Raw genomic sequence first — 17956 nt, forward strand, 5'->3', positions numbered from 1 at the left:
CGCCGTAGGAGGCGCATGGATTTCGAGGTGCCCGACGAACACCGGATGATGCGCGATACGGTGCGGGAGTTCTGCGAGGACGAGATCGCCCCGATCGCCCAGGAGATCGAGGACGAGCACCGCTACCCCGCCGAGATCTTCGACCAGCTCGGCACGCTCGACGTGATGGGCGTCCCGATTAGCGAGGAATACGGCGGACTCGGCGGTGATCAGCTGATGTACGCCCTAGTCTGTGAGGAACTCGGCCGCGTCTCGGGATCGATCGGGCTCTCCTACGCCGCCCACGTCTCGCTCGCCTCGAAACCGCTCGAACTGTTCGGCACCCACGAGCAGAAGGAGCGCTGGCTCCGCCCGCTCGCCGAGGGTGAACACATCGGCGGGTGGGCGCTGACCGAACCCAGCAGTGGCAGCGACGCGAGCGACATGGACACCCGCGCGGTGAAAGACGGTGACGAGTACGTTCTCAACGGGACCAAACAGTTCATCACGAACGCCTCGGAGGCCGGTTCCGTTCTCGTGAAGGCCGTCACCGACCCCGAGGCAGGCTACGACGGCATCTCCACCTTCATCGTCGACCCCGCGGACGACGGCTTCGAGGTCACCACGATCTGGGACAAGATGGGGCTCAACGCCTCGCCGACCTGCGAGATCCAACTCGACGACGTCCGCCTCCCCGAGGACCGACTGCTCGGCAACGAGGGCGACGGCTGGGATCAGACCAAGAAAACCCTCGACGGCGGGCGGATCTCGATCGCCGCCCTCTCCGTGGGGCTCGGTCAGGGGGCCTACGAGGCCGCCAAATCCTACGCCACCGAGCGCGAGCAGTTCGGCCAGCCCATTTCTGAGTTCGACGCGGTTCGGAACAAGATCGTGGCGATGGATCGGAAGATCGAGCGCGCGCGCCTCCTGACTCACAAGGCCGCAACGAAATACGACGCCGGACAGGACGTCAACCGCGAGAGCGCGCTGGCAAAACTCGACGCGAGCGAGGCCGCCCGCGAGATCGCCGAGGACGCAGTCCAGGTGCTCGGCGGGTACGGCTATACTACCGACTTCGCACCACAGCGGTTCTACCGCGACGCCAAACTGATGGAGATCGGCGAGGGTACCAGCGAGATCCAACACCTCGTCATCGGTCGCGAACTCGGGTTGTAGCGGTCAGTCGCTGTCTCCATCGCTGGCGAGCGACCGGGCGATCGCGGCGGCCGCGACGCTGCCGACCGCACCCAGCGCTGCGACCGCGCCGAATCCTGGCCCACGAGCGTCGCTCGCGGCGTCGCTCCCGTTTTCCGCTCCCGAACCGTTCGTCGCCGTTCCGTTCTCCGTCCCCGCTGATTCCGCTGCGGACGTGTCTCCCGCTGCCGATCCCGTCGCGGGCGTCTCCGGAACCAGTTTCTGTACCCGTCCAGTCGTGGTCGAAGGATCGACGCCCAGCACGTCGGTCGTGAGCGCGTACAGTTCACCCGTTGTGTCCTGGCCGATTCCGAGGAGGTAGGCGTCGAGCGAGCCATCGGGGCCGCCGGCGATTCGGAGTTCTTCGAGCGACCACTGCCCGTCCTCGGCGGGCGGCGTCGCGGCGAACAGCGATCCGCGGGGCTCGCCGTTCTGGCTGTAGTCCCCAAAGACGTACGCCCCATCGAGGTCCGGGATCGTGTCGGTGTCGTAGACGTGGCCACCGATGACCGCGAGCCCCACGCTGTTGCCCTCGTAGACGTGGGGGTACTCCACGATCGGATCGACGAGCGGTTCGCCGCCGCGGACGTCGGGCGGAGTTCGCTCGGGACACGCCGTTGGCGGGTCCGTGGGACTGCCGGTGCTGTAACAGTGACTCCCCTCCCGGACGTTCCAGCCGTAGTTGTTCCCTTTCTCGACGATGTTCACTTCCTCGTAGTTGCTCGCGCCGACGTCGGCGACGAACAGTGTTCCACTACTGAAGCTTACTCGCCACGGGTTCCGGAACCCCCACGCGTAGTGCTCGTCCAGTCCGTCCCGCCCGACGAGGGGGTTGTCGTCGGGGATGCCATAGGGTTTGGCTCCGCTCCGATCGTCGACGTCGATTCTGAGGATCGACCCGAGCAGGTTGTCGGTCACGTTCTGGCCGTTGCCGCCGTTGTTCACGTACCAGTCCTCGGCGTGGCCGGCTTCGAGTTTGCTGCCGCCGCCGTCGCCCATTCCCATGTAGCAATACCCGTCGGGACCGAACGCGACCGAGCCGGCGTTGTGGGTGTAGTGCGGCGAGGGGATGTCGAGGAGCACCCGTTCGGAGCCGGGACGGCCTCGACGACCCTCCTCACCCGCCGTGAACTCCGAGAGCCGTTCGATGTGGGTGTAGCCATCGGGAGTTTTCGGTTTGGGTGGCGCGCTGTATCGGACGTAGTAGCGCCGGTTCGACTCGAAATCGGGATGGAAGGCGAGTCCGAGCAGCCCACGCTCCTCGATCGAGTCGGTCCGCGCGGAGGAGAAGTCGATGAGTCGCTCGGTGATGTCGAGGAACGGTTCGTCGGCGAGCCCGTCGGAGCCGTGGACGTAGATCGTCCCCACCTGGTCGACCACGAACCGTCGGTCGCGGTCGTCGGGAGCGACTTCGAACCCGAGCGGTGCGCTCAGGGGCCCGTCGGCGACCGTCTCGGTTCGCACGGTCGGCCCCCACGGCATGAAGCGATCGCTTCCGTCCGTGTCGTCGCCGCTGCCGTCACCCTCGGCTGCTGTTTCCTCGCCCGCGATCCGGATGTCGCCGCGCATCGAGCCCGGATGGGCCTCGCAGACGTACTCCGCCATCGCCTCGGTGGCGACGAAGTCGAACGTCTGGGTCGCGCCGCGCTCGGTCACGAACGAGGTGCGCTCGATCGTTCCGCCGTCGGCGTCGAGCAGCGCGACGTTGTGGGGCGTGCCGTCGACGTTCTCCCACACGATCCGGTAGACTCGGCCCGGTTCGAGAGCGAGTGTGGGGTTCGTCTCGCCGCGGATCGACGCCGGGTCGCGCCCCCGCCAGCCAGGAATCTCGCCGTCGAGGCGGATCGTTCCCGCTGCTTGAGAGGACTGTGCACCGACGCGTCCGCCCACGCCGGCGAGACCGAGCGCGGCGACTCCGGTGAGGAACCTACGGCGGGACGTATTCGGGACCACTACCGAACTAGTATCTCCCCTAGGATTTGGCTTTTACGCGCAAACGACATGTGGCCGATACTCTCGAATGTAACGTCGACGTGTCGACACGTCGATCTCGGGTCGGTCGTGCCAACTGTGGCACGTTCGCACAGGCTTAACCGTTTGCGACGAATAAGACAACCATGCTCGTCGACGGATTCGGTCGGGAGGTTTCGGGGGTGCGTGTCTCCCTAACTGATCGCTGTAATTTCGACTGTGTCTACTGCCACAACGAAGGGCTCGGCGACACGCGCGGCCCGATGGAGCCCGCCGAGAACGAGATGGGTACCGAAGACGTCGTTCGGTTCCTCGAAGTCGCAAGCGAATTCGACGTCGAGAAGGTCAAGTTCACCGGCGGCGAGCCGATGCTCCGCGACGATCTGGAGGAGATCGTCCGCCGGACGCCCGACGATATGGAGACCTCGCTGACGACCAACGGGACCTTCCTACCGGGTCGCGCGGAGGGGCTGCGGGAAGCGGGCCTCGATCGCGTGAACGTCTCTCAGGACGCTATCGACAGGGAAGCATTCGCCGAGATCACCGAGTCCGGTGCGTACGAGCGCGTCCTGGAGGGCGTCGAGGCGGCACTCGATGTCGGGCTCGACCCCGTGAAGCTCAACATGGTGGTGTTCGAGGGCACAGTAGAATTCATCCCGGAGATGGTGGAGCACGTCGCGGCGAACTCCGGGCTCCAGCTCCAGCTCATCGAGTACATGCCCGAGATCGCGGGCCACCCCGAGTGGGCGATCGATATCGAACGAGTCCACGACTGGCTCGCGGAGCGTGCCGATCGGATCGAACACCGCGAGATGCACGATCGGCGGCGCTACTGGGTGAACGGTGGTGACGTGAGTAGCGAGGAGCTCCGCTCCTCGGACCGTTCGAGCGGGCGAAGCCCGCGAGAAGACGAAGCGAGCGGAGCCTCGTCGGACTCGTCCGACGGTGGGATGGTGGAGATCGTCGATCCCGTCGGCAACGAAACCTTCTGTGCGAACTGCCACCGGGTGCGAGTCACTCACGAAGGGTATCTCAAGGGCTGTCTCAACCGGAACGACGACCTCCGGTCGATGGGCGAGATGACCAGGGACGAGATCCGCGACGCGTTCCGCGAGGTCGTCCACAACCGGGTGCCGTACTACGGCGAGTACATGATCCGAGACGGTGACGGCGGGTGGGAGGTCAACGACGAGTACGTCGGCGCGTAGCGGCGATCGTTGACGGAAGTGATTCTTGTGACTGTCGCGATCGAGCGGTAGCGACGTGTTATTCGGCCTGGTCGGCGAATCGATCGGTGAGCGCCGCGATCTCCGCGCGCGTGTTGACGTTCGTGAGCGTCGCCGTGTCGGCGTGTTCGCGCAGTTCTTGCTCCTCGATCACGACGCGATCGAGATCGGCCACCGCCGCAGTGACTCGGCGTTCGTCCCGCGAGAGCGCCGCCGCACAGGCATCGGCCGTCGCATCGACGCGATAGACTGCCTGCAGCGGCTGGAGGCGGCCGTCGGATCGGGGAATCGCCGCATCGTGGCCGGCGGCCCGATCGAACAGATGCGAGACGAATCTCGGATCGACGAGCGGCATGTCGGCAGCGACGACGGCCGCATACTCGATCGCGGGCTGTTCGGCTCGGACGAAATCGAGCCCGGTTCGGATGCCGGCTGCTGGGCCGCGATCGGGATCGGTGTCGGTGGTGTATCGTGCGTCCAACCCCGCGAGCGCCGTCGCGATGGCGTCCATCTGGTCGGTCCGGCAGTTGACGACGAGTGTATCGACGACACCTGCGAGACGGTCGGCGACCCGGCGGATCATCGGGACGTCCGCGAGGTCGGCGGTGACCTTGTCCCGATCGCCGAACCGCATCGAGCGTCCGCCTGCGACGATGACGACAGCACGCATCGGTGACCGTTCGTCGTGGGCACGCATCAACGTGTCCCGCAACGTCGTACAGCCGACCGACCGAAGTCGTTCTACTTCCACTCCGCTTCGATAGGATATAAGTACGAATCGCGACGAGTAGAGCACGTATGGCGGACTTCATCGTGAAATCGGCAGTCAAGGACCGACTCGACGACCAGAACGTTGCGGCCGACTTCTACGACGCCCTCGACGAGGACGTCGCGGAGCTTCTCGACGACGCTGCCCGACGCGCCGCGGACAACGATCGAAAGACCGTCCAGACGCGCGACCTGTAACTGCGCGAGGCGACGATCGCTGGTTTTGGTCGGCGTGAGGGCTGCCATCGAGAATGACTGCGGAGTGATCCACTCGAACGGCGAGCCCGGTGGTCGTACCGGCCCGCGATGTGGGGGAGCGCCACACACAAATACTCCCGTCGATTGTGTTCGGTGATGGCAACGCCCAAGGGTGCGATCGGCAACGGACCAGTCGTTCGTGTTGCGATCGGTGGCGATCACGACGCCGGCCCCGAACTCCTCCGTGCGGCCCGTGATGCGACCGAGGACGTTCGCGTCGTCGCGGTCGGGCCGACCGGTGCTGACTCGCTCGCGCCGCTCGTTCTCGCGACGCAAAACGGTACAACGGCGTTCGTTCCACAGTGTACCGTCGCGAACGTCACGACGATCGTCGAAACCCTCGAGAACGGATCGCTGCCCGACACGGCGGCGACCGTCGAGCACGATCCGGGGGCGACGAGCATGCCGACACCGCCGGCAGCGATCGACACGACGGCGGTGCTCGGCGTGGGATCGCGCCGTGTGCTCGGGGGCTGTGGCTGGCGAGCCCCCGCAAGCGTCGCGGACTACCGCGTCTCGCGCGACGACGAACTCCTCGCCGAGCGTGCGATCGACGATCCCGACGCGGTTCACGAGCGGGTCGCGGACGCCGCGCTCCGTGGCCGCGGTCGAGGCGACGGCAGCACCGACGCACCGATATCGGGGGTGTGGACGACCGCGACCGAGACCGACGGCAAGCCAGTCGTGGTCGTGAACGCGAACGAGGCCGACGATCACGCGCGCGCCGATCGACTCTTGCTCGAAAGCGCGCCGCTCGCGGTGCTCGATGCGGCGCTCGCGACGGCCCACGCCGTCGACGCGACCGACGTGCTCGTCTACACCAACGACGCCGAGGCACTCGCGAGGGAGCGGGCACAGGAGGCGGCGGACGCGCTCGCCGCCGACCGCGATCCCGACATTCCGATTCAGGTCGTCGCCGGGCCGGATGCATACACTGCGGGCGAGATGACGATGGCGCTCGAAGCCATGGAGGGCAACGACCGGCTCGAAGCCAGACGCCGGCCGCCCGGTCCCGATCAGTACGGGCTGTACGGCCGACCGACGGTGATCCACACCCCGCGGACGTTCGCCCAGGTCGGGCAGGCGCTCGCCGATAACGATCTCGGCGGCGTCCCCGGTGATCCGGGCACCCGACTGTTCACCGTGGCCGGCGACGTCGACGCACCCGCGACGATCGAACTGCCAACCGACGCGACGCTCGCCGATGTTCGCGGTGCGGTCGCGCTCGACGGCGGGCTGAAGACCGCGTGTGTCGGCGGCCGATTCGGCGGACTGACCCGCGATCTCGACGTCCCGGCGAGCGCTGCCGGGCTTCGGGGTGCGCGCCTCGGGACGAACGGTGTCATCGAGCTGTTCGACGAGTCAACCTGCACGGTGGCGCTCGCCGGCCAGCGAGCGAAACTCGCGCGCGAGGAGAACTGTGGCCGATGTGTGCCCTGTCGCGAGGGGTCGAAACAGCTCGTCGAACTCCTGCGCGACGTGTACGACGGCGAGTATCAGGACGGGATGCTCCGCGAGCTCGCCCGCACCATGCGCGAGACCAGCACCTGCGAGTTCGGCCAGGAAGCGTCGAGACCGGTGACGACTGCGATGGAGTCCTTCGAGCCCGAGTTCCGCGCCCACGCCGACGGGCGCTGTCCCAGCGGTTCCTGCGATCACGTTTCATCATGAGCACTGACCAATCTTCCACCCCACGCGTCCCGGACGTCGAGAACCCACAGCCGACAATGCCGCTGACCGAGGACATCAGACCGGGGACGGCGAACGATCCACCGGTCGAGACCGTCGAACCCGATCGAACCGCGACGCTCACCGTCGACGGCGAGTCGGTCACAGTGTCGGCCGAGTCGACCCTGCTCGACGCCACCGAGGAGACCGACACCGACGACTACGTGCCCGCGCTGTGTTCGTACGACGAGCATGACGAGATCGGCCCACGAAGCGAGTGTCGGACGTGTATGGTCGAAACCGAAGAACACGGCGTCGTGCCGTCGTGTAGCTTCCCCGCTCAGGACGGGATGACCGTCCGCACCGACACGACGGAGGCGAGCGAGGCCCGTGACGTCAACCTCGATCTGCTCCTCTCGAATCACAACCTCCGGTGTACGACCTGCGGAAAGAACGGCCGGTGTGAACTCCAGGACGTCTCGATCGAGAACGACGTGGTCGAACCCCGGTATGGGGTGTTCGACGACCGCGACGCCTACGAACCGCTCGACGATTCGTCACCCTTCATCCAGATCGACCGCAACAAGTGTATTCTCTGTAATCGGTGCGTCGAGGCGTGCAACGACGTCCAGGTCGAGGGCGTGCTTCGGATCGAGGGATCGGGCGAGGACACCCGGATCGGGTTCCAGAACGATGCGGAGACGATGATGGACTCGACGTGTGTCTCGTGTGGCCACTGCGCGACAGTGTGTCCGACGGGCGCGCTCGTCGAGCAGGGGCTTACCGACGCGGCGACCATCCCGCTGCCCGGGTTCACCCAGGAGAACTCGATCGGCAAGACCGTCGAGGCCGAGAACGACCGGTTCCAGCCCGGCCCCGCAACGCCGATGAAAGGCGATCAGAAAAGCGAGTCAGCCGCCGAACCGACCGCCGAATCGCCACCAACGGAGGACGACTGATCATGTCCGGCAAACCCACCAGTGGGTCCGATACGAGTGACAGCTCCGATACCGAAAAAGAGGGCGTTGCGGGCTTCATGTCCCGTGCGCGCGAGCAGGCTCAGCAGGGGATGGCGAGCGCAACCGAGAGCGACGCGTTCGCGTCGGTCGAACACGCCGTCGAGGGCGTCGCCGCGAACACGATGTCGGAGGGGCGGCTGTTCGACGTTGCGGACGCGCTCAGCGACTACCGACTCAACGAGGTCGACGTCACCGACACCACCTGCGGCTACTGTGCGGTCGGCTGTCGGTTCGACGTCTACTCGAAGGACGGTGAGGTCCTCGGAACGCGGCCGAACCCGGAGAAAGCCCCGATCAACGGTATCTCGACCTGTGTGAAGGGGAAGTTCAGCTACGGGTTCGCAAACAGCGACGACCGACTGACCCAGCCGCTCGTAAAGGACGAGGGAGAGTTCCGCGAGGCGTCGTGGGACGAGGCGCTCTCACGAGTGAAGGAGGGGCTCGAAGGGATTCAGGAGGAGTACGGCCCGGACGCGCTCGGTCTGGTGGCGTCCTCGAAGGCGACCAACGAGGACAACTACGTGATGCAGCGGTTCGCCCGCGAGGTGCTCGGGACCAACAACATCGACAACTGCAACCGGCTGTGTCACGCCGCGACCGTCGAAGGGCTCTCGGACACGCTCGGCTTTGGGGCTGCCTCGACCGGTCTCGCCGCGCTCGAAGACACCGACTGCTACGTGCTCGTCGGCTCGAACACCACCGAGGCCCACCCGGTGTTCGGGACACGGATCAAACAGAACGTCCGGGACGGCGCGGACCTGCTCGTCTTCGATCCCCGAAAAACGCAGATTGCGGAGTACGCCGACCAGTTCACCAGGATCGAACCCGGCTACGACACGACGTGGATCAACGGGATGATCCGGTACATCCTCGCGGAGGACCTCCACGACGAGGCGTTCATCGAGGAGCGCGTCGACGGGTTGGAGAAGATCAGGGAGAGCGTCCAGCAGTTCACGCCCGAGTTCGTCGAGGAGAAAGCGGGCGTCCCGCCCGAGGAGCTGAAGAGTGCGGCAGAGACGATCGCTACCGCCGACTCGTGCATGTTCGGCTGGACGCTCGGGCTGGTCGAGCACTCCCACGGAACCGACAACATCTACGCGATCGCGAACCTCGCGCTGATCACGGGCCACGTCGGCCACCCGAAGGGCGGACTCAGTCCGTTCCGCGGTCAGAACAACGTCCAGGGTGGCGGCGGCGACATGGGGCCGCTCCCCAACAACTTCCCGGGCTACCAGCCGGTGACCGACGAGGAGAACCGCGAGAAGTTCGCCGATCGGTGGCAGATGGATCTCGACCAGATGCCCGCCGAGGAGGGCTACCGCCTGACAGAGATGTTCCTCGCCGCCGACCAGGGCGATCTCAGAGGGATGTTCATTCAGGGAGAGAACCCTCAGATCTCGGAACCGAACATCGGCCACGCGACGGAAGTCCTCGAAGAGCTGGAGTTCCTCGCGGTTCAGGACATCTTCCTCACCGAGACCGCCGAATACGCCGACGTGGTGCTCCCGGCGACCTCGACCGTCGAGTCAAACGGGACGTACACGAGCTCGTCCCGCCACGTTCAGCTCGTCAAGCGCGCCATCGAGCCGAACGGCGAGGCGAAAGAAGACTGGGAGATCACGCAGGCGCTCGCGAAACGCTTCGGCTACGACTGGGGGTTCGACTCGCCGTCGGATATCATGGACGAGATCGCGGACCTGACACCGATCTACGGTGGGATCAGTCACGAACGCCTCGAAGAGGAAGGTGGACTCCAGTGGCCGTGTCGGAGCGAGGACGACCACGGCACACCCTATCTCTACGCCGACGAGTTCCGGGCGGTCGAGGGGAGCGAGAAGGCACAGATGCACGTCGCCGACGCGATCGAACCCGGGGAGACGCCCGACGAGGAGTTCCCGCTGGTGATGACCTCTGGACGAGTCCTCTACCAGTACCACACCGGCACGATGACGCTCCGAGAGGAGGGGCTCGATGCGTACTCCGCCGAGAGTTTCGTCGAGATCAATCCCGAGACCGCGGCGGAGTACGGCGTCGCCGACGGCGAGACCGTCACGCTGACCTCGCGTCACGGAACGACCGAGATGCGCGCCGACATCACCGATCGCCCGAGTCCGGGCGAGGTGTTCGTCCCGATGCACTACCTCGAAGGTGGGGCGAACAACCTGACCAAGGAGGAACCGCTCGACGGACCGAGTCGCGCGCCCGAGTTCAAGGTCACCGATGTCGAGGTGACGCTGGAGAATGAACCGACGGACGACGAGCGATCACCCACCGAAACTGACTCCGGAAGCGACGAACGACCGGCAGCGTCGGACGACTGACATCCATGAGTCTCACACACCGACTCAAGCGGCTGGCGGGGATCGCAAGCGACGAAACCGGCGTCGAAAGCTCGCGCGAGCGAACGCTTCGGGAGTGTACCGTTTGTGGTGAGCGGTTCGACAGCGAGGCGACCACCTGCCCGGACTGTGGGAGCCGGATCAGCCGGACGAAGACGGTCGTGCCGCACGCACTCTTCAATCTGGTCGTGGTGCTCGCCGTGACCGGCCTCCACGTCGTTCGGAACGTTCTCGCGGGCGACATCCCGAAGGAGTGACCGTGCACCGAACGCGATCCGATCGGTGATGCCGGTCGTCCATCCATGAGCGAGGAGCGCATCGACGAACGGACCGAAACCACCTGTCCGCGGTGTGCGGTCGGGTGCAGCCTGCGGTACGACGAGGGGACCGGCCGCGCGACCGGGATCGAGGGCGCACGCGTCAATCGTGAGGGGCGGCTCTGCCCGAAGGGAATCGCGGCGTTCGAGGATCTCGACGAAGATCGACTGACCGCCCCGCTGGTGCGCCGCGACGGTAATCTCGAACCCGTTTCGTGGGAAGAAGCGCTCGATTGTGTCACAAATGGGATCGAGCGGGTCCGCGAACGTTACGGGCCGGACGCAATCGCCTTCCTCGGCGCGCCGCGGTGTACCAACGAGGAGAACTACCTCCTTCAGAAAATCGCGCGCTCGCTCGGCACCAACAACGTCGACAACCGCGCGCGGAGCTGTCACGACGCGACCGCAGAGGCGATGGAAACACGACTCGGCTCGGGCGGGACCACCAACAGCCTCGACGATCTCGCCGAGGCGGACGCCTTCCTCGTCGTGGGCGCGAACCCGGCCGAGCGCCAACCGATCGCGTTCGATCGGTGTGTCCGCCCGGCGGTCAACGATGGCGCAGCTCTGCTCCACCTCGATCCGCGGGCGAACCGGACGACACGACTCGCGACCCAGCACCTCGCACCACATCCGGGACGCGACGCGCTCACCGTGGCGCTGCTCGCCCGTGCGATTCTCGATATGGGGCTCGAAGACCGGACATTCATCGCGGAGCGCACGACGGGGTTCGACCAGTTTGTTCGGTCGATGGATCGTTTCGATCTCGCGGCGGACGCCGAGCGAGCCGGTCTCGACCCCGCGGCGGTGCGCGAGGCGGCCGAGACGTTCGGCGAGGCCGAGCGCGCCGCCGTCGTCACCGGAACGGGGATCGAGGCCGACGAGGGCGCGACCCCGAACGCGCTGCTCGACCTCCTCCTCGTCACCGGGAACCTCGGCAAGCGCGGCACCGGGATGAACCCCTTCCGGGGACTCGTCAACGAGCAGGGAGCGAGCGACATGGGTGCGCGACCGGACTGCCTGCCGGGCGAAGCGTCCGTCTCCGATGTCGACGCCCGCGCGCGCGTCGCCGCCGAATGGGGCGTCGAGCCGCCCGCCGAGCCCGGCGAAGCCGAACCCGATCTCGTCAGAGAGTTCGGATCGGGGGTTCGAGGCGCGTTCGTGCTCGGGGAGAACCCCGCGGTGAACCGACTCGACGACGCAACCTCGGAGCAGCTGTTCGCCGCTCTCGATTTCCTCGCAGTCCAGGATGTCGCGCCGAACGAAACCACCGCGTTCGCCGACGTGGTGCTCCCGGCGAGTGCGTGGGCCGAAAAGGAAGGCACCGTGACCAACCTCGATCGGCAAGTCCAGGCGCTACGACCCGCTGCATCGCCGCCAGGACGGGCGCGACGCGACCTCGACGTTCTCGCCGATCTCGGCGCTCGGCTGACAGACGCCGACTTCAGCTACGACGGTCCGGCAGGGGTGTTCGACGAGATGACACGGATGAACCTACTCTACGCAGGGATGGAGTACGAGGAAGTCCTCGATGGCGGCGAACGGTGGCCGCTCCCCGAGGGCGAGAACGAGGGCCAGGACGTCCTCCACCGCGAGCGGTTCCGGACCGGCCGTCAGCGCGCACCGCTCGAACCGATCGAAGCGGTGGCGAGCGGGGCGGACGCGGACGATCGCGGGCCGGATTTCGAGGAGGGGCTCGTACTGCTGACCGAAAGTCGCGTCGATGAGGACGCCGGTAGTCCGGCTGCTCGTCGGGAAGAGGCCACGGTGCAGATCAACCCCGTCGATGCCGTCGCGCGCGACATCGAGGACGGCGCTCAGGTCGCCGTCGAGAGTAGTCGTGGAGTGGTCGAACTCCGCGCTCGTCGCACCGACGCCGTCCGCGAGGGAACCGTGTTCGCCCATGCAAGCGTCGCGGACCCGCTCGTCGGCAGCGGTCGAACCCAGGTCCGGATCACGGAACTCAGCGAGTAACGTCGAAGAAGGGTGTCGCTCAGCCGAACTTGCCGGTGATGTAGTCCTCGACGCGCTGGCTCTCGGGGTTCTCGAAGATCTGATCGGTGTCGCCGTACTCGACGAGTTCACCGCCGGTGAGGAATACGGCGGTCTGGTCGGAGATGCGGGCGGCCTGCTGCATGTTGTGGGTGACGACGACCACCGTATAGTCCTCGGCGAGGTCCTCGATGAGGTCCTCGATCTTCGAAGTGGCGATGGGGTCGAGCGCGCTCGCGGGTTCGTCCATCAGGATGACGTCGGGGCCGACCGCGAGACAGCGGGCGATGCAGAGGCGCTGCTGCTGGCCACCGGAGAGCCCGAGTGCGTTGTCGTCGAGCCGGTCTTTCACCTCGTCCCAGATCGCCGCCTGCCGGAGCGACCGTTCGACGAGCTCGTCTTCGTTCGTTCCGTCACCGCGGCCGAACAGCCGAGAAAGCATCCCCGTCTCGACCTCGCCGTGTTTCCGGGGACCGTAGGCGACGTTGTCCCGAATCGACTTCGGGAACGGGTTCGGCTGCTGGAACACCATTCCGACGCGCTTTCGCAGTTCGACGAGATCGGTACTGTCGCCGTAGATCTCCTTGCCGTCGAGCGTGACCGAGCCGTCGACTCTTGCACTGTCGATCCGATCGTTCATCCGGTTGAGACACCGGAGGAACGTCGACTTCCCACAGCCCGAGGGCCCGATCAGCGCGGTGACGCTCTCCTCGGGGATCTCGAGGCTGACGTCGTCGATCGCGCGCTCGTCGCCGTAGTGGACGTCGAGGCTGTCGACGGCGAGTTTCGTCCGGCCGTCGAACCCGTACTCGGTCCACGCGGGATCGATGGGTTCGTCGGTTTCGGCGGCGGTGCGTTCGGGTCGTTCCTCTGGTTCGGTTTGTGTCGTACTCATGCGTCGAGTTTCCTCCGGAAGTAGATTCGCGAGGCGATACCGACGGCGTAGAAGCTCATCACCACCAACAGGAGGACGAGCGCTGTCCCCCATCTGAAGCCCTCGGAGACGTCACCGACACCCGCAGTGATGGTGGCGAACAGCTGGTAGGGCAGCGCGGTCGCGGACTGGAGCAGTGCGTCCGGGTTGATCGCGCTGACCTCAACGAACGGGAACGACGAGGTGAACCCGGCCGAGAAATCGAGGAGATCGGGGCCCTCGGCGGGGAACGGCTCGCCGGTGAGCACCAGCAAAATGGGTGCCGTCTCGCCCGCGATCCGGCCGACGCCGAGGATCGTGCCGGTGATGACGCCCGGCATCGCGGCCGGCAGCACGATGGTCTTGATCGTCTCCCACCGACTGACCCCGAGCGCGGCGCTCGCGTCGCGGTACTCGTCGGGGACGTTGAGCAGCGCCTCCCGGCTCGTGATGACCACGAGCGGCAGTAACATGAACCCGAGCACGATCATTCCCGACAGCAGCGTGCTCTGGTTGCCGATCCGTGGGACGAGAAACGCGAGCCCGAACAGGCCGTAGACAACGCTCGGCGTGCTCCAGAGGCCGTTGGTCGCGATCTCGACCAGCGCGGTGATACGACCCTGCTCGGCGTACTCGGTCAGGAATACTGCTGTACCGACACCGAGCGGCACCGCGAACGTCACCGCACCGACCACGAGCCAGACCGTGCCGACGATGGCGGGGGCGACCCCGTTCACTGGGTTGGAGATCGCGACGCCCTCCATCGCGAACGGCCAGTAAAACCAGATCGTCGGCGCGTTGACGATGACCCACTGCTCCCAGATCGGGACCTGAAACCACGTGAGCGGCTCCCAGAACAGTCCGTATCGAACGCCCTCGGTCATCGGCCCCCATCCGCGGACGGCGATGAACGAAACCAGCACCACGAGCAGCGCGATCATCCCTGCCGCGTTCGCGCTCACGAGCAGCGACGCACCGCGCGCTCTGCCCTGCGTGCCGAACCCGGCGATCGCCTGCGACCCGACCCACGCGAGCAACAGGCCGGCGACACTGAACAGCAGCGGCACGGTCGTACCGGCGCTGAAGACGACCGACAGCCCGTTCGGCTGCCACGACCACCCCGAATCGATGACGCCGGTGAGGACGACGAGGCTCGCGACCAGCGCGAACCCGCCGCCGGTCGCGGCGAGTGCCACGTCCTCACGCGGGACGAGCGCGAGCCCGACGCCGAGTGCCGCGCCAGCGACTCCGCCGAGCGGCCAGAGCGTCGCCAGGCCGAGCGTCTGTGCGGCCACGAGGCAGCCGGCCACGAAGCCGACGATTCCGAACACCGCCGCGAGCGACGTGCCGGCGGTGTGATCCGGCGTCGTGTCGAGCAGCCCCACCGACGAGGCGGCCCCGACACCGATCATGGCGAGCGCCCCTGCTCCGAGGACGACCGCGAGCAGATCGAGCAGCTGGACGCCCGCGACGACGCCGGTCGGAAGAACGCCCGCGAACGTGAGCAGGCTCGCGAGCAGGACACCGATGCCGAGGCCGGTGACCGCGCCAGCGGCGTACCGCAGCGAGCCGGACGTGCCGCGAGTGAGGGCCGACGTGCTCGTTTCGGCCATCACTCACTCCCCCCGAGCTTCCGTTGCATCCGGCGCTCGATGTACTGCGAGCCGAGGCTGAGACCGAGCACCGTCACGAAGAGGACGACGCCGGCGGCGAACAGCGCGCTCATCTGGAGCCCGCTGGCGATGCCGTACTGGCTGGCGATCAGGCTCGTAAGCGTGATCGTGTTGCCGAACACGTCGTACAGCGGGTCGGGCAGCTCGGTGACGTTCGCGAGGATCACCGTCGCAGCCATCGTCTCGCCGACCGCACGGCCGACGCCGAGCAGGACGGCGGCGGAGATGCCCGAGAACGCCGCGGGCACCGTGACGTCGGTCGTGGTCTGCCAGCCGGTCGCGCCGAGCGCGAGCGAACCGTCCTTCATCGGGCCGGGAACGCTCGTGATCGCGTCCTCGGCCACGGAGACCACGGTGGGCAGCGCCATCGCGCCGATGACACCGCCCACGACGAACAGGCTGCCGAAGTCCGGCAGCGCGAACTCGTCCATCATGAACTGATTGAGGACGGTGAAGCCGATGAAGCCATAGACGATCGAGGGAATCCCTGCGAGCGCCTCCACGGCGGGTTTGAGCACGTTCCGTGCCCAACCGGGAGCCATCTCGCTGATGAACACCGCACCCGCGACGCCGAGCGGGGCCGCGACCGCGGCCGCGATGAGCGTCGTGACCAGCGTCCCCCACATCATCGGGACGAGCGAGTAGACCGCCTCGCTCGGAGCCCATAGCGCGCCGTCGGTCTTCGTCAAAATGCCGAGACCCATCGTCCGAAACGCCGGGAGCGACCGCACGACGAGATAGATCATGATCAGCCCGAGAACGAGTACCGTCACGACCGTCGCCGCGAGTGCGAGCGTGCGGGCGGTCGTCGCCTCGTCGGCGAGCCAGCCGTAGGCCACGCTCACGACGACCGCCGCGAGCGGATACACGACGAATCCCGGAGCGAGGAAGAACGTGACTGCGGTGGCGAGCAGCGTCACGAGGACGAGCCCGCCGACGTGGCCCGCGTCGGTGACCCCTCCCATCCGTCCCGAAAGTCCGGTCTCGGTGCTCATTGCTGCGGAGCTGGAAGCTTGTCGCGCTGGCGTTGCTGTCGTTCGTCGGTCAGCGTCGCGTAGCCCGCCCCTTCCACGAAGTTCGCCTGGCCGTACTCACTGAGAATCATGCGAACGAACGCGGCTTCCTTCTTCGAGGTGCCGTCCCACGTGTAACAGTGGAGATCGCGCGCGAGCGGGTAACCCCCCTCCGCGAGGTTCTCGCCGGGCACGTACTCGGTTCCGTCGAACGTCAGCGTGATCGTGGATACGGAATCATCGACGAACGCGAGCGCCATGTACGCGATTGCGTTGTCGGAGTTCGCGACGATCTGTCTGACCTGCTGGTTTTGCCCTTTCCGGCTGTCGACGCCGGGGATCGGGGCGTTCGAATCGCCGAAGAGGTTGTTCCGGAATGCGGTGTCGGTGCCCGATCCCTCGGCGCGTCCGACCGCCTGGATCTCCGTTTTCGGCCCCTCGTAGCCCGGAACGTCCCGCCAGTCGGTGATGTCGCCGGCGTAGATCCCCTTCAGGGTCTCTGCCGAAATCTTCTCGACGCCGGCTTCGGCGATCGCCCCGCTCACGACGATCGGCTGGGCGTCGACGCCAACGACGTGATCCGTGTACTTCGAGAGCTCGGCTTGCTCCAACTCGGGGAACTCCGCTTTCACGGGTGCGCTCGAGTTCCCGACATCGAGCCGTCCCTTCCGGAGGTTTTCGAGCCCCGTTCCCGAGTGACTGAGCTCCACCGACACCGCAATCGGGGGTGTCTCGCCTTCGGTCGCGTCGAAGCCGTACTGCCCCGCCCAGTAATCCGCGAGGCGTTCGTCCGTACTGATCCCGTACTCGCCGGGCGTCCAGTACTCTTCGTCGGGTGGAGCAGCGTTCGTCCCCCAGAACGACGCCGCCCTGTCGACGATCGGGAACACCGTCGAGGAGCCGCCCAGACGGAGCGTCGGGACGTTCTCGTTGCCACCGCCGCCGCCCGAACCGTTCCCACCTGCCTGGCTCGGCGGCGTCGCACTCGTACTGATACAACCGGCGAGTCCCGCACAGAGGCCGGCTCCACCGGCCAGCACTGCGCGCCGACTCACAGGGCTCTCCTGCATCATCGCTACGTAGCAATAGGGATCGTAAGTACCCTTCTATGAACTCTATATAGCCATACTTTCTCAGGCCGAGTGCGATGTTGAGAACTGTTGTCTTGGTGTGCGATGACGGCGATGACGCACTCCGTGTCGGTTCGATAGTGCCCTATCCGCGGTCTTCGACGAGTTCGACGACGTAGCCGTCCGGCCCCTCGATGAACGATACCTTCGTGTCGGCAGCCTCCACCCTCATCGGCCCCTCGAGGACTTCGCAGTCGGTGGCCGCGACCACCCGCTCCGTCTCGGCCGTGACGTCGTCGACCGAGACCGCGACGTGATCCAGTGCGTCGCGGTCCGGTGTCGGGTCGCCTCGCTCCGGATCGTACCGGAGCTGAATCTCCCCGTGCTCCCCGCCGACGTAGACGTTCTCGACGCCGTCCATCGTGAACGACCAGTGTTCGTCGAGACCGAGCGCATCGACGAAAAACGTCCGGGCTGCCTCGAGGTCGGATACCCATATTGCGGTATGGATGACATCCATACCTCCTCGTGTATCGAACCTGCATAAACCTCCATC

15 protein-coding genes are annotated in these 17956 nt (G+C 66.4%); 8 read left to right on the forward strand and 7 right to left on the reverse strand.

Features of this window, described 5'->3' with window-relative positions; genetic code table 11:
* Positions 1-15: 15 nt before the first annotated feature.
* Positions 16-1155: an acyl-CoA dehydrogenase family protein gene (locus C449_RS08020; protein ID WP_006077484.1), complete on the forward strand. Its 1140-nt coding sequence runs from the start codon at positions 16-18 to the stop codon at positions 1153-1155.
* Between the two features lie 3 nt (positions 1156-1158).
* Here the strand turns inward: C449_RS08020 and C449_RS08025 are convergent, their stop codons facing one another.
* A complete protein-coding gene (locus tag C449_RS08025; RefSeq protein ID WP_049913969.1) occupies positions 1159-3126 on the reverse strand; it encodes a PQQ-dependent sugar dehydrogenase in 1968 nt (655 codons plus the stop codon).
* A 164-nt stretch (positions 3127-3290) separates the two neighbouring features.
* On the opposite strand from C449_RS08025, the gene moaA reads away from it, so the two are divergent.
* Entirely contained in the window at positions 3291-4352 is a 1062-nt protein-coding gene (moaA, locus tag C449_RS08030) for a GTP 3',8-cyclase MoaA (protein ID WP_006077486.1), read from the forward strand.
* A 58-nt stretch (positions 4353-4410) separates the two neighbouring features.
* On the opposite strand, the gene mobA is transcribed toward moaA, so the two are convergent.
* The gene (mobA, locus tag C449_RS08035) at positions 4411-5040 is read right to left on the reverse strand and encodes a molybdenum cofactor guanylyltransferase (RefSeq protein WP_049913970.1); all 630 of its coding nucleotides are present in this window, start codon (positions 5038-5040) and stop codon (positions 4411-4413) included.
* A 128-nt stretch (positions 5041-5168) separates the two neighbouring features.
* On the opposite strand from mobA, the gene C449_RS08040 reads away from it, so the two are divergent.
* The 6 genes from C449_RS08040 (at position 5169) to C449_RS08065 (ending at position 12713) form a co-directional block, all read left to right on the forward strand.
* On the forward strand, positions 5169-5336 hold the full coding sequence (locus C449_RS08040; RefSeq protein WP_005038638.1) for a hypothetical protein: 168 nt from the start codon (positions 5169-5171) through the stop codon (positions 5334-5336).
* 156 nt (positions 5337-5492) lie between these two features.
* Positions 5493-7067 (forward strand): NADH-ubiquinone oxidoreductase-F iron-sulfur binding region domain-containing protein, encoded by a 1575-nt coding sequence (locus C449_RS08045; protein ID WP_006077488.1) that lies wholly within the window; start codon positions 5493-5495, stop codon positions 7065-7067.
* Positions 7064-8023, forward strand: coding sequence for a 2Fe-2S iron-sulfur cluster-binding protein (locus C449_RS08050; RefSeq protein WP_049913971.1), 960 nt, complete (start codon positions 7064-7066; stop codon positions 8021-8023). The genes C449_RS08045 and C449_RS08050 overlap by 4 nt, the downstream gene beginning before the upstream one ends.
* A gap of 2 nt (positions 8024-8025) precedes the next feature.
* Entirely contained in the window at positions 8026-10404 is a 2379-nt protein-coding gene (gene fdhF, locus C449_RS08055) for a formate dehydrogenase subunit alpha (protein WP_006077490.1), read from the forward strand.
* Between the two features lie 5 nt (positions 10405-10409).
* Positions 10410-10679 carry a hypothetical protein gene (locus tag C449_RS08060; protein ID WP_006077491.1) on the forward strand — a complete coding sequence of 90 codons (270 nt, stop codon included), beginning with the start codon at positions 10410-10412 and terminating at the stop codon, positions 10677-10679.
* A 45-nt stretch (positions 10680-10724) separates the two neighbouring features.
* Entirely contained in the window at positions 10725-12713 is a 1989-nt protein-coding gene (locus tag C449_RS08065) for a molybdopterin oxidoreductase family protein (RefSeq protein ID WP_006077492.1), read from the forward strand.
* Positions 12714-12732: 19 nt separating this feature from the next.
* On the opposite strand, the gene pstB is transcribed toward C449_RS08065, so the two are convergent.
* The 5 genes from pstB to C449_RS08090 form a co-directional block, all read right to left on the reverse strand.
* Positions 12733-13626, reverse strand: a complete 894-nt coding sequence (gene pstB / locus C449_RS08070) for a phosphate ABC transporter ATP-binding protein PstB (RefSeq protein ID WP_006077493.1) — start codon at positions 13624-13626, stop codon at positions 12733-12735.
* Positions 13623-15257 (reverse strand): phosphate ABC transporter permease PstA, encoded by a 1635-nt coding sequence (pstA, locus tag C449_RS08075; protein ID WP_006077494.1) that lies wholly within the window; start codon positions 15255-15257, stop codon positions 13623-13625. The genes pstB and pstA overlap by 4 nt, the downstream gene beginning before the upstream one ends.
* On the reverse strand, positions 15257-16312 hold the full coding sequence (pstC, locus tag C449_RS08080; protein ID WP_006077495.1) for a phosphate ABC transporter permease subunit PstC: 1056 nt from the start codon (positions 16310-16312) through the stop codon (positions 15257-15259). Before pstC ends, pstA begins: the two co-directional genes overlap by 1 nt.
* Positions 16309-17403, reverse strand: coding sequence for a PstS family phosphate ABC transporter substrate-binding protein (locus C449_RS08085; RefSeq protein WP_006077496.1), 1095 nt, complete (start codon positions 17401-17403; stop codon positions 16309-16311). The genes pstC and C449_RS08085 overlap by 4 nt, the downstream gene beginning before the upstream one ends.
* Before the next feature lie 142 nt (positions 17404-17545).
* The gene (locus C449_RS08090) at positions 17546-17920 is read right to left on the reverse strand and encodes a VOC family protein (protein ID WP_006077497.1); all 375 of its coding nucleotides are present in this window, start codon (positions 17918-17920) and stop codon (positions 17546-17548) included.
* Between the last annotated feature and the right edge of the window lie 36 nt (positions 17921-17956).

Source organism: Halococcus saccharolyticus DSM 5350 (assembly GCF_000336915.1).
In the GTDB taxonomy this organism is placed as follows: domain Archaea; phylum Halobacteriota; class Halobacteria; order Halobacteriales; family Halococcaceae; genus Halococcus; species Halococcus saccharolyticus.